Annotated in this window: 9 protein-coding genes and 1 pseudogene; 1 reads left to right on the plus strand and 9 read right to left on the minus strand. The window is 41.0% G+C overall.

Annotated elements, in window-relative coordinates:
- Window positions 1–266 precede the first annotated feature (266 nt).
- The 9 genes and pseudogenes from fba to H5161_RS00250 form a co-directional block, all read right to left on the minus strand.
- Entirely contained in the window at window positions 267–1,331 is a 1,065-nt protein-coding gene (gene fba / locus H5161_RS00210; protein ID WP_002961523.1) for a class II fructose-bisphosphate aldolase, read from the minus strand.
- 201 nt (window positions 1,332–1,532) lie between these two features.
- Window positions 1,533–2,708 (minus strand): phosphoglycerate kinase, encoded by a 1,176-nt coding sequence (locus H5161_RS00215; protein ID WP_039490391.1) that lies wholly within the window; start codon window positions 2,706–2,708, stop codon window positions 1,533–1,535.
- 64 nt (window positions 2,709–2,772) lie between these two features.
- Window positions 2,773–3,789 (minus strand): erythrose-4-phosphate dehydrogenase, encoded by a 1,017-nt coding sequence (gene epd / locus H5161_RS00220; RefSeq protein ID WP_002961528.1) that lies wholly within the window; start codon window positions 3,787–3,789, stop codon window positions 2,773–2,775.
- A gap of 178 nt (window positions 3,790–3,967) precedes the next feature.
- Window positions 3,968–4,630: pseudogene (locus tag H5161_RS00225) on the minus strand (peroxiredoxin-like family protein).
- 79 nt (window positions 4,631–4,709) lie between these two features.
- Window positions 4,710–5,444, minus strand: a complete 735-nt coding sequence (locus H5161_RS00230) for an SIMPL domain-containing protein (protein WP_182692796.1) — start codon at window positions 5,442–5,444, stop codon at window positions 4,710–4,712.
- A 138-nt stretch (window positions 5,445–5,582) separates the two neighbouring features.
- Complete coding sequence (locus tag H5161_RS00235; RefSeq protein WP_024597163.1) at window positions 5,583–6,206, minus strand: 3'-5' exonuclease; 624 nt, start codon at window positions 6,204–6,206, stop codon at window positions 5,583–5,585.
- Between the two features lie 15 nt (window positions 6,207–6,221).
- Complete coding sequence (locus H5161_RS00240) at window positions 6,222–8,060, minus strand: DUF294 nucleotidyltransferase-like domain-containing protein (RefSeq protein WP_024597162.1); 1,839 nt, start codon at window positions 8,058–8,060, stop codon at window positions 6,222–6,224.
- Window positions 8,061–8,183: 123 nt separating this feature from the next.
- Window positions 8,184–9,908 (minus strand): sodium:solute symporter family protein, encoded by a 1,725-nt coding sequence (locus H5161_RS00245; protein ID WP_182738096.1) that lies wholly within the window; start codon window positions 9,906–9,908, stop codon window positions 8,184–8,186.
- A gap of 10 nt (window positions 9,909–9,918) precedes the next feature.
- Entirely contained in the window at window positions 9,919–10,182 is a 264-nt protein-coding gene (locus tag H5161_RS00250; RefSeq protein WP_002961535.1) for a DUF4212 domain-containing protein, read from the minus strand.
- A gap of 414 nt (window positions 10,183–10,596) precedes the next feature.
- On the opposite strand from H5161_RS00250, the gene H5161_RS00255 reads away from it, so the two are divergent.
- Window positions 10,597–14,037: a PAS-domain containing protein gene (locus H5161_RS00255; RefSeq protein ID WP_182768476.1), complete on the plus strand. Its 3,441-nt coding sequence runs from the start codon at window positions 10,597–10,599 to the stop codon at window positions 14,035–14,037.
- Window positions 14,038–14,060 lie beyond the last annotated feature (23 nt).

The raw sequence follows: 14,060 nt of genomic DNA on the forward strand, positions 1-14,060 counted from the left end.
CTAGCGGGCTAAGTAAAAACCGAGCAAAGCTTCCGCGTCCTGCTCACGCCCCTTACCTACATCCATGTAGGCAACAAAGAGTAAATTGCCCCTAGGCAGAACCCTTTGGGCAGCGCATGTTTGGCATTTATTCCACGTTATCGCCTATTTATGGGGAATAACCACACTGCATAGGCTCTGCCTTGCCTAAATACCAAACATACTGCTGCAAATTCAACCTCGAAAGATAAACAGGCTCTAATAATGATCAATTATAAATTGATCTATTATCTAATTTTAGGGTCTAGCTCGCCGCTTAAGTATTTAAGGTGCATTTCATCAAGTGAAATTGGCTTAATTTTACTAGCCTGACCAGAAGTACCAAACGAGTTATAGCGTGCAACGCAAATCTCTGTCATTGCTTTAGTCGCTTCAGCTAGGTATTTACGTGGATCGAAGTTAGATGGGTTAAGCGCCATATGACGACGAATTGCACCGGTAGATGCTAAACGTAAATCGGTATCAATATTTACCTTACGAACACCAAACTTAATGCCTTCAACAATCTGCTCAACTGGCACACCATAAGTTTCTGGAATTTCGCCACCATACTGATTAATAATTTCTAACCACTCTTGTGGAACCGAAGATGAGCCATGCATCACTAAGTGCGTGTTAGGAATACGGGCATGAATCGCTTTAATGCGATCAATCGCTAAAATGTCATCTGTTGGTGGGCGAGTAAATTTATAAGCACCGTGTGAAGTACCGCAAGCAATTGCAAGCGCATCAACGTGTGTTTTATTTACAAAATCAGCCGCTTCTTCAGGGTCTGTTAGCATTTGATCCGTTGTTAATAACCCTTCTGCACCAACGCCATCTTCTTCGCCAGCTTCACCTGTTTCAAGTGAACCAAGTACACCTAGCTCGCCTTCAACCGATACGCCACAGGCATGCGCCATAGCAACTGTTTCGCGAGTTACTTCTACATTGTATTCGTAGCTTGAAGGGGTTTTACCGTCGCTCATTAACGAGCCATCCATCATTACTGATGAAAAACCAAGCTGAATTGAACGCTGACATACACCTGGCGATGTGCCGTGATCTTGGTGCATCACAACTGGGATATGTGGCCATTCTTCAACGGCTGCTAAAATCATATGACGAATAAATGGAGCACCAGCATAAGCACGTGCGCCAGCTGATCCCTGAACGATTACTGGACTGTTTGTTTTGTCAGCCGCTTCCATTATTGCGCGCATTTGCTCTTGATTGTTAACATTAAAAGCAGGTACGCCGTAACCATGCTCTGCTGCATGATCTAAAAGTTGTCGCATACTGATTAAAGCCATTGGGTATTCTCCAATTTATCGACAGTAGTTCCCTACCATCTAGTTTGAACGGATGTGTTAGTTTGGCGTTATAACAACGCCACGAAAAACCACTGCTTTGCAGTAATATTCCGTCTAAATTAACGACTAAATTAGGGTGAGAGGTATTTAGTAATTAATTGTCGGTGAGGGCTATTACCCCCTCACCTTACGTCACTAAAATTACTTAGCGCGCGACTCTAGCATTTCAACTGCTGGCAGTTTTTTGCCCTCTAAAAACTCTAAGAACGCACCACCACCAGTAGAAATATAAGATACTTTATCGGCAATGCCGTATTTATCGATTGCGGCTAAGGTATCACCACCACCGGCGATTGAAAACGCATTTGAGTTAGCAATTGCTTGTGCAATAGCACGTGTGCCATTACCAAACTGGTCAAACTCGAACACGCCAACTGGGCCATTCCATACAACAGTGCCTGCATTTGCAATAATTTTTGCAAGCTTGCTCGCTGTATCAGGGCCAATATCAAAAATCATATCATTGCTTGTTACTTCGCTTACATCTTTAAGCGTAGCTACAGCAGATTCAGAAAACTCATTACCAACCACTACGTCAGTCGGTACCGGAATTTCACCATTATTAGCAATCGCTGCTGCACATAAACGGTTCGCTTCTTCCATTAAATCAGGTTCGTAAAGCGATTTACCAACAGGGCTACCTGATGCAGCAATAAAGGTATTTGCAATACCGCCGCCGGTAACTAATTGGTCAACAATTTTAGAAAGTGAATCTAAAACGGTAAGCTTAGTAGATACTTTAGAACCACCAACAATCGCCACTAATGGACGTGCTGGATTATCAAGTGCTTTTCCTAACGCTTCAAGCTCAGCCGATAACAATGGACCTGCACATGCCACATCAGCAAATAAGCCAACGCCATGGGTAGACGCTTGTGCACGGTGAGCCGTACCAAATGCATCCATTACATATACATCACACAGTGCTGCTAGTTGCTTAGATAGCGCTTCGTCGTTTTTCTTCTCGCCTTTGTTAAAGCGCACATTTTCAAAAACAACCACTTCGTTATCAGCAATATCAACACCGTTTAGGTAATCTTTTTCTAAACGTACAGTTTGCTCTAGGGCATCGTTTAAGTAATCAGCTACAGGTGCAAGCGAAAACGCTTCATCGTATTCCCCTTCCGTAGGACGGCCAAGGTGTGACATAACCATTACTTTAGCGCCTTTCTCAAGGGCTAGTTTAATAGTAGGTAGTGCTGCACGAATACGCGCATCTGACGTCACTTTACCTGCTTTAACTGGTACATTTAAATCTTCACGAATTAATACGCGTTTGCCGTTTAAATCTAAATCTGCCATTTTTATGACCGACATGAACATCTCCTTAGTTAACGATACTGAACCTGAAAAATACGTTTAAAATTATTATATTAATAAATTACTTATTCACTGCCATCATAGCACGCGCTGTGTCGAGCATACGATTAGCAAAACCCCATTCGTTATCACACCATACTAATAACTTTATCAGTCGTTTGTGACTAACACGTGTTTGTGTGCCATCAATAATACAAGAATGTGGGTCGTGATTAAAATCAACCGATACAAGCGGCTCTTCGGTATAACTTAAAATACCTTCTAAGCGGTCTTTTGCTTGTGCTTTAAGTGCATTATTTACTGCGTTTAAATCTACATCGGTATTAACCGTTACACTTAAATCCATTGCCGTGACATTTATAGTCGGTACACGTACGGCGATGGCTTCAAAACGGCCTTTAAATTTAGGTAAAATACGGTCTATACCACGGGCGAGCTTTGTATCAACTGGAATAATTGATTGGCTTGCAGCGCGAGTACGGCGTAAATCATGATGATAACCATCAATCACTTGTTGATCGTTCATCGACGCATGAATCGTTGTAATAGCGCCCGACTCAATACCAAATGCATCATCTAATACTTTAATAACCGGCACAACACAGTTAGTTGTACACGATCCGTTAGACACAATTGTGTGCTCGCTTTTAAGCTCATCGTCGTTAATGCCATACACAATCGTAGCATCAACATCGTTATCGGCAGGATGCGAAAACAACACCTTTTTAGCGCCTGCGGTAATATGTAACTGCGCATGTTCACGCGAGTGATAAACACCCGTACATTCAAGTACAACGTCTACATCGAGCGTTTGCCAAGGTAATTCAATTGGGTTTTCTTCACAAAAAAGTGCAATGGTATCGCCTGCAACACTAATGGTGTCTTCACCAAGTTTTACAGGAAAAGAAAAACGACCGTGGGATGTGTCGTATTTTAATAAATGAGCAATAGCTTCAGGATCAGCAAGTTCGTTAATCGCAACAATTTTTATATCGTCGCTCAAACCAGACTCGTATAACGCGCGGACAATATTTCGACCAATACGACCAAAACCATTAATTGCAAGTTTGATTGCCATGAAATATAAAATCCACTCTTTTAGCGTGCAGATAAAGGCAATACGCCTTTTAGATGTCTGTATTGTAATCGACCTTGCATCTGATTATAAGAGGGAAGCATTAGAAACTTTAAATTAACGTTGAAGAGCTTAGGCATTGCAAGCTCTTCGAGGGTTCTGACTTTTTAAATTAAGTTTTTTATACTAAATTTTTCAAAGCGTTAATTATATCTTCTGGCTCAGAACGAGTACGATAATCAACATCAACATAACGCCAAGTTACTTTACCTTGTTTATCTAAAACAAAGGTGGCAGGGATCGGTAAAACACTACTATTGCCATTGTTAACCGACTCTAAATCTAGGCCTCGGTCTACTCGCATATGCTCGAGTAAAAATGTGGGTACTTGCCATGCTACGCCGTAGCTTGCTGCTACATCGGCATTTTGGTCCGACAGCACTAAAAAATCCATGTTACTTATATCGCTTTCGCTCATTGAGCCATCGGGTACTTGCGGGCTAATAGCCACCAGCTGCGCACCTAAAGCATGAATTTCAGGTAAACGTGACTGCAGTGCTTTCAGTTATAAATTACAGTACGGACACCAACTACCACGATAAAAAGTAACAACCACAGGCCCTTTAGCAAGTAACTCAGTTAACTGCACCGATTGACCATGTTGATTTGGTAACTCAAAACTTGGTGCAATTTGGTTTAAATCAAGTGCATTAGCACCTTGTTGAAACGCTTTTGCTTGTGCAATCGTTTCATCAACACCTTTCATAAAATCAGAATTACCTTTGCGCCCTGCTGCTACTTTTGCCTCAGTTTGTGCTTTTAACGTGTTGCTTTCATCGCTCATAATATGGCTACCTTCAAATTAATCAAAAACTTAAAGCCAGCTTACATTATGAAAATGTATTTGAAATGAAAATTTTAACTTAATCATTTACCTCTAAATCAAACACCACGTTTATTGATGATTTAAATGTAATAGTTTCTTGTAAATACCTGCCTTGCTCGAATGGATTTCTAGTAACTTTAGAGCCGGTCACAACTATTCTCTCAAAATCATCTACGCCATAACCATAACTTGAACGGTTAGAATTTGAATTAATACTGTAAATTTTTCCAATCTCTGCGCCAAATGCTTTGGCAAGCTTACCCCCTTTAACTATAGCGTTATCTATTGCGCCTTGTGTTGCTTCAGCTTCTAACTGCGAGGCTTTTGAAGACATAAGCTCAATATTCGTCAGTTCATTAATTTTTACACTTAGTGCAAAATCGATAAAATCATTCACTTTTTCAATATTTCTTAATGTTACTTTAAGTGTTCTTGTTGCTACATATCCTGCATTAATTGCTGTACCGCTCTCGACATTAAACATATCGTCATCATTATGAGTTAACAGGCTTGTAGCAGAAACATCAGTCTCCTTAACACCATACTTGCTTAAACCTTTAAGTAACAAATTTACTCGGTCATCAACATCACGTTTTGCATCAAGTGATTTGTCTTTAAAGCTTATTACTTCAAAAGAAATCTTAGCCATATCGGGCTTTGCTAATACCTCTGCAGTACCCTGCACTGCAATATGGCGATTAGCAGGCAAACTTGAATTAGCAAAAGTGATGAGTGGGAATAAGGTTAAGAAAATGGCAGTGATGAGTTTCATGATCGTCCTTGAAGTGATTAGTTAGATAATGATTACGTAACTGTACCTATAGTTATACGGATAACAATAAAAGTAAACTACTCTTTATTGTTGGCGGGAGTTTATCTCGCGCGGCATAAAGCCCCGCCTACAGCCAACCTACATCAACTCGCCTACTTTTAACTCTTTGCCACGGCTTATTTGATGGCACTGGGCTAGCAGTAACTCGGCAGTGGCTTGTGCATCGGTCAGTGCGTGATGGCAATGATAGCTTGGTAACTCATAACGTGTGCGGCAAGCATTAAGGGTTAAATCATCTTGTTTTATTTCAGTTGAATGATGGAGTAAGCGCTTTTGCTCAATATGCAGTGTGTCGAGTATCAGTTTAGGCCGTATAGTTATATTGGCATTTTTAAGCGCTATTTTTAAAAACCCCCAGTCGAGCATGGCATTATGAAACACTAAAATACAATCACTAAAGTGGCTGCTTAGTTGCGTTAATATACTGCACAAGCTCTGTCCTTTTGTTATAGCATCGTCGCTAATCCCATGAAAAACAGGACTTTGCTCAAGGCTTTTTACGTTTTTATTTATAAGGTGCTGCGACTCGCTCATTTTTATACATTGGTTATCTATTATCACCCACGCTACCGATACAATTTCGTGCTGTTTTGCATCAAGCCCAGTGAGCTCTAAATCAATCACTAAGTAACGTTGTTGTAAGGCATTTTTGCCTAGTAATTTACGGCGCTTTAAATACCGAGTGAGCAGCTTTTTTACCATGTTAGTAATCCATCATTATAAACTGCCGCGAGCAAACTTAAACGCAGCGGCTTGCTGCGCTTGTTTAACAAGATAAAACGCTTCTTTTAGTTGATGGCGCTCTAGTGAGTTTAATTTATTAGGATTAATACAATTACTCGGTAAGCCCTCTTCGTTTATTTGTGTACTCAAGCGCTGCTGCGTTAAGAACCGCCAGCAGTCTTTTAGGTTGTATATATCTTCTTTGCTGATCAGTTTATGTTTTAGTAGTGCGTCCAACCGCTCTTGCGTGTTGGCGCGCCTAATACCCGCTTTTAAAGCGTATAACCGCACTATGTCATTTATAATTACAACACCGCGTTTTTTTAAATCTATGTATTTATTATTTTGATCTGTTCTTTCTGTTTTAAATTTATTAAATAAACCAATTGGCACGCTGTTGCTGCTTATGTCGGTTGCCATTGCGGCATAGAATAAGTCGTTACGCGATATACGAATTAGTTGCTCGCAAAAAGCTGTGTATAAAGCGTTTGAACCTTCAATAAATCGCAGGTCAAAAAATATCTTACAGTTAAGCATTGCATTGGGTGTGGGGCTTTTTATCCATTTAAAAAAGCGCTCGCTCCAGTCGTTTACGCTCATACGGCACTCATCACTGCTTGCCATAATATTACCTGGGCAACGCCTAATGCCGCACTCAACTAAATTCTCGCATACAAACTCCCCCATACTTTTAAAGTAAGCGTGTTGCTCGGTGGTTAAGTCGTTAGGGAGTAATAAGCCGTTATCTTGATCTGAATGCAGGGTTTGTTCTTCGCGTGCTTGCGAGCCAAAGCAAATAAAACTAAAGCTGGTTGGCGCTGCGCCATGCTCTTCTTGAAATAAGTGAATCAGGCGCGATGTAAGCGCATCGGTTAAACCACTGAGTAATTTACCAATTAGCGATATGTCGTCAATGTTGTACGAAAAACTACGCAAAAGTTCGGGAATTTCTTTAGCGTAGCGTTTTAAATCAGTAACAGTGTGCGCTTTATATATGCGCCCAATAAGCTGTACGGGGTCACTTTTTTGTTGGCGCAGTAAATCGGTGCTGGTTATCATCCCTATCGGGTTATGGTTTTCGTCAAGCACGGGCAAATGGTGAATATTGTATTTAAGCATTAAGTGCAGCGCCGAAAACACCCGGTTATTTTCAAATATAAACTTAGGTTTTGCGGTCATAATACTGCTTACTGCGTCTTGTGGATCTACCTCGTCGGCAAGTACTCGGTTGCGTAAATCGCGGTCGGTCACAACCCCTACTAAGTGCGCGTGCTGCGTTATCATTATTGACGATACGCCATGCTCTTTCATTTTTTTAGCACTTTGCCTAATACTTGCATCGGGCGTAAGCGTAATTGCTGTGCGCGTCATCAGCTCTGATATTTTACGTTCCGACCAGCTATCGTTTTTACTTTTATAATGTGATGACAACAACCGGTTAGCATGAGCGCGTACAAAGTATTGCTCAAACGATTTATATTCTCTGCGTAAAAAATCAAAATGCGTTTGAGAAAGCATATACACTATGCCCTCTTTTTGTACTTCTAACCTATTTTGAATTGCCTCACCGGTTAACAGCGACGGAAAACCAAAATAGTCACCTTGCGCTAAGCGCGTAACAACATCGCCCTTGCCATCAACTAGGTCGTACAAACCAGAGCGAATTAAAAATAGTTTAGGGTTTTCACTTTGTAACCACTGAGTTTGGTTTTCGCGGGTAAGGTAAATAATATCAAGATGATTTACAAAGTATTCGCATGCGCTGCTATCAAGCATAGTAAAAGGCGCTTGCAAACAAACGTATTGGGCTATTTCTTGTTGTTCTACACTCATTGTATTCGCTCTTTAAATGGTGATGTACCAATCTAATGTACTTATTTATTAAACAAATAAAAAGCCCGACTAAAGTCGGGCTTTGGGTGCTTTATATTTTTTTACTATATCTATAAATGTTGCCTAGTGATCGTGCGCTTCAGCTGACCCTTTAGGGTTACGAATACCTTCTACCATTTCTTGAATTTCAATAGGTGTAGCTTGAGTAAATTTAAGAACAACTGCAGCTACTACAAAGTTAATAATCATACCAATTAAGCCAATACCTTCAGGCGAAATACCTAAAAACCAATGTTCAGGATTATTAAGCTCAGGGCTTACAAACTTGAAGAAGATGATATACGCAGCGGTAAAGCCAATACCCGTTACCATGCCTGCAATTGCGCCCTCTCGGTTCATTGTTTTAGAGAATATACCCATAATAATTGCTGGGAAGAAACTCGCTGCCGCCAAGCCGAATGCAAATGCCACTACCGATGCCACAAATCCAGGCGGGTTAATACCAAAGTATGCGGAGATAACAATAGCGACCATGGCTGCCAACCTCGCTGCAAGTAACTCTTGCTTGTCGGTAATATCGGGCTTGAGGGTTCGCTTGAGTAAATCGTGCGAAACGGAGGTCGAAATAACCAGTAGTAAACCTGCTGTTGTAGACAATGCAGCGGCAATACCACCGGCAGCCACAAGTGCGATTACCCATGCTGGTAAATTAGCAATTTCTGGATTTGCTAATACCATAATGTCGCGGTCTACATTTACTTCGTTAGCACTGTTCGGATCGGTGATTTTACCCGCCGTGTAGAACATTTTGCCATCGCCGTTTTTATCATCAAATGTAATTAAACCTGTGCGTTCCCAGTTTTTAATCCATCCTGGTGCTTCTGCGTAAGCTGTACCGCTACCGTCTTTACCATTAATAGTATCAATCATGTTTACGCGAGCAAAAGCTGCAACCGCAGGTGCTGTTGTGTAAACAATCGCGATGAACACAAGAGTCCATGCAGCAGAAATACGTGTGTCTTTTACGCGAGGTACAGTGAAAAAGCGTACAATTACATGTGGTAAACCAGCAGTACCTACCATTAACGCACCAGTAATAGCGAACACGTCAATCATGCTCTTAGAGCCTTCGGTATATTGCGCAAAACCAAGTTCAGCGCTTAAGCCATCTAGTTTATCAAGTACGTATACGCCGTCGCTGCCAATTAATGTGGCACCAAAACCGGTTTGTGGGAAGAAGTGACCCGTCATCATCATCGAGATAAAAATGGCTGGTACAAGGTATGCAAATACAAGTACACAATACTGCGCTACTTGTGTGTAGGTAATGCCTTTCATGCCGCCAAGTACCGCATAAAAGAATACAATCACCATGCCAATGTAAACACCGGTTTCAATTTCTACTTCTAAAAAGCGTGAAAATACCACGCCTACGCCACGCATTTGCCCTGCTATATAAGTGAAACAAATGAATATGGCACAAAAAATAGCAACTAAACGCGCGGTACGTGAATAGTAACGGTCGCCAATAAAGTCTGGCACAGTAAACTTGCCGAATTTACGTAAGTAAGGCGCTAAACACATGGCTAATAGTACATAACCACCTGTCCACCCCATTAAGTAAACACTGCCATCGTAACCTGCAAACGAAATAATACCCGCCATTGAAATAAACGACGCGGCGCTCATCCAATCGGCAGCTGTTGCCATACCATTAGCAAGAGGAGGTACGCCGCCGCCCGCTACATAAAACTCTTTGGTTGAACCCGCTCGGGCCCATATTGCTATGCCGATATAAAGCGCAAAGCTTAAACCAACAATTAAAAACGTGAGTGTTTGAACATCCATTGCTTAGCTCCTATTCGTCTACGCCGTATTTTTTATCTAACGTATTCATTTTGAAAACGTACACAAAAATCAAAGCAACAAAGGTATAAATCGCGCCTTGCTGGGCGAACCAGAAGCCAAGTTTAAACCCAAAAAAACGTACTTCATTAAGTACATCAACCAGTAATATGCCAAAGCCAAAAGACACGACAAACCACACTGCTAACAGTTTAAATAACAGCGAAATGTTTTCTGCCCAATAAGCTTTTGCTTGTTCTTCATCTTTAAAAGCCATTTTTGTTTTCCCCTTTAAGCACCGCAATATCGCGATGAGTGGTTTTTTATCTTCGCTTACCAATTTAGCAACGCTGGTTACATATTGAATTGAGACCATAGTCGTAACAGATTGTTAACGTTTACGTAAACTGTATTTGTCATTCAAGCGTGTTTTATATATTTTTATATTATTTCAATTACTTAGGCTGTTTTTGTAAGCTGGCTTTATGATTAAATTGATAAGTTGGTCATTAATGCGACATTAGTCTAATGCTCAAGGGTGTTTTATTTTTACTGTTAATATTCAGTAAGATATAAATAAAATAAAAGTTTTATTTTAAATTCAACCCTCACACTTAACCTCAGTTCTGGTATTGTGTTAATCCCTCATAGGGATGAGGGATTATTTAAAATAATAAGGTTTAATAACAACATGACTGCCGTACTCATTATTGTTGCTTTAAGTTATATAGGTGTGCTGTTTTGGCTTGCCAATTGGGGCGATAAAACAACCCCTTTAGCAAAGCGTATTAGCCATCACCCTTTTGTGTATTCACTCTCACTTGGGATTTACTGTACCTCTTGGACTTATTACGGTTCGGTAGGAACAGCCGCCACCAGCAGTTGGAGTTACTTGCCAATATTATTAGGCCCTGCGTTGCTGTTTTTATTCGGCCAAGGATTTTTACGTAAGCTGGTACTGGTAAGTAAAAAACAAAACATAACCACTATTGCTGACTTTATTTCAGCTCGTTACGGCAAACGTCAAACTACAGCAATAATGGTTACTGTAATCGCATTACTGGCAACCATTCCCTACATTGCACTGCAATTAAAAGCGCTTAGTACAAGCTTTTTACTTTTGCAAAACAGTAATAAAATATCCGGCGATATGCTCGCGCTTTCTGCCACACTAATTATGGCTTTATTTGCTATATTTTTTGGTACTCGCAAAGTTGATGTAACTGAATATCGCTCTGGCTTAATGCTCGCTGTTGCATTTGAATCTATGATTAAACTTATTGCTCTTATTGCCGTTGCGGGGCTTGCAGTATTTACACTTTTTAATTTACCCGAAGCCACCACGAACAAAGTAACTGAGTCTATTTGGGGTCACTGGAGCGATTTTAACTTTTTTAGCTTTAACTTTATTGGCCAGTCTTTAATGGCTGCAGCGGCTATTATATGTTTGCCTCGCCAGTTTCATGTAACCGTGGTCGACAACCAAAACAAACGCCACTTACTTACCGCTCGCTGGGCTTTTCCGCTGTATTTACTACTAACAGCCGCAATGATTTTACCTATTGCGACTGCGGCCATTCATCCTGAAATTGGCAGCGGCTATTCACCCGACAGCTTTGTACTTGCCCTACCGCTAATTAACGACAACGCTTTTTTAACCACCTTTGTATTTATAGGTGGGCTATCGGCCGCCACCGCAATGATAGTGGTAGCAACGCTTACATTAAGCACGATGATCTCAAACGATGTGGTACTGCCGTTAATGCTGCGTAGAAAGTTTAAACGTAACTTAATTACCAGCAGTTATAAGTCTCGTATATTACTTGTAAGGCGCTTTGCTATTGCAGGCATATTAATTTTGGCCTATTTCTATCAGCAATGGTTTGGCCATAGTAGCGCACTGGCCAGTATGGGCTTGGTCGCATTTTCACTTGTTACCCAATTGCTACCCTCTATTGTGGGTGGTTTATATTGGCGAAAAGGTCATGCTTATGGGGTGTATGCGGGTTTGGTAGCAGGCTTTATTTGCTGGATACTATTTTTAATGCTGCCAATACTCGATGCCGGCACAACCCTTGATAGCGAGCTGCAACAAACGCTTATAACGCGTGGAACCTTGATAGCTTTGTTTGCCAATATTGGTTGTTATATTAGTTTTTCACTTGGGGCTGAGGAGCGCTTAATTGATAAAATTCAGGCCGCTGCTTTTGTTAACCCTAAAGATCAGGCTATTTTATCAAGGCGCTTAAATAAAGACGTAAAAGCCACCGTTTACGACTTTAAAATACTACTGCAAACATTTCTAGGTATTCAGCGCAGCCAACAAGTACTGGCCCATTACGCACTCGCCCATCATTTAAGTGATAACAACGCACACCCAGAGCCTGAATTTATAGCCTACTGCGAACGCGCGTTAACAGGCGTGCTTGGTGCATCGTCAGCGCAAGCATTAATACATACGGTATCGTCGGGTAAACGTATGGCGTTTGAAGAAGTTGTAAACTTTTTTGACGAAACCACACAAGCGTTGCAATTTAATCAAAATCTGTTATTTACCTCACTCGAAAATTTAAGCCACGGTATTTCAGTTGTTGATAAAGATTTAAAACTCGTTGCATGGAACAAACGCTACAATGAAATGTTTGGCTACCCTGAAGGCTTTTTAGAAGTAGGCCAACCCATAGAAGACATTATTAGATACAACGCTAACCGTGGTGAATGTGGCCCTGGTGAAATAGAACGCCAAGTAGAAAAACGTGTACAGCATTTAAAATATGGCAGCTCGCATCATTTTATTCGCCACCGTCGTAATGGCCAAGTATACGAAATGATTGGTAATCCGCTGCCCGATGGCGGATTTGTTACCAGCTTTTCAGATATTACAAACCACATAAGTACGCAAAATGCGCTTGAAGAAGTAAACATGGATCTTGAAAACCGCATAGAAGCACGTACTCAAGAAGTGCAAACTATCAATAAAGACTTACAAGCTCAAATAGATAGCCGTGTACAAACTGAGCAAGCACTTACTTTAGCTAAACGAGAAGCAGAGCAAGCCAACGACAGTAAAACGCGCTTTTTAGCACTGGCGAGCCACGACATTTTACAGCCGTTAAATGCAGCACGTTTATACCTTGCCGCTATTGACGAAAAACAGCTCGACAGCACTAACCAAAACAGCTTTGAAAAACTAGGCGACAGTCTCGATTCAACCGTGCATTTAATGTCGGCATTGCTTGAAATAGCTAAGCTTGAGCAAGGCGCTATGACCCCTACCCCTCGCCACTTTTATATTGAAGATATTTTAGCGCCACTACAAAGTGAATACGCTATTTTATCAAGTGATAAAGGCCTTAAGCTTAGTGTGCGTTCAAACCAACAAATTGTGCACAGCGATATAACCTATTTGCGCCGAATTATTCAAAACTTGGTCTCTAATGCAGTTAAATACACCGACAATGGCCGTGTATTAATTGCCTGCAGGAACCGAAAGCACAATTTACGAATAGAAGTATGGGATACAGGCCCCGGTATTAGCGAAGTAGAGCAAGCCAAAATATTTAACGACTTTTACCGTGTGGAGTCGGGCGATAACAAAGGCGTAGGCTTAGGCTTAGGTGTTGTAAAACGTATGGCTGACTTATTAAGTTTGCCGCTTGATGTGCATTCTGAGCCAAATAAAGGTAGCCGCTTTAGCATTGAGGTACCTTATGGTGACGAGCAGTTTGTACAACAAAAAAGTACTACAAACAGCCTAATAGAAAACCGTGCAGCAATTAATATTGTTGCCGTAGACGACGACCCTGAAAATTTAGCAGCAATGGCAAGCTTACTTAAAAAGTGGCAAGCTAATTACACCCTTTTTGATAACGTAGATAATGTACTGACGCATGCTAAAGAAAACGGTGCACCCGATGTTATTTTAATGGACTACCAATTAGGCAATGACTGCGATGGGATAACGCTAATTAAAACCCTGCGCGAAATTTGGCAAAGCCAAGTCCCTGCTATTTTAATTACCGCCGTGCGCGACACCGAGCTTAAGCAAGAAACCAAAGCCGCTAATATTCATTATTTAAGTAAGCCAATTAAACCGGGCAAACTAAAGGCACTGCTTAATCACAGTACATAGTGATCTAGTTAAAAGTGTTCTAG

The sequence above is a fragment of the Pseudoalteromonas sp. SG43-5 genome (assembly GCF_014164345.1).
In the GTDB taxonomy this organism is placed as follows: Bacteria; Pseudomonadota; Gammaproteobacteria; order Enterobacterales; family Alteromonadaceae; genus Pseudoalteromonas; species Pseudoalteromonas distincta.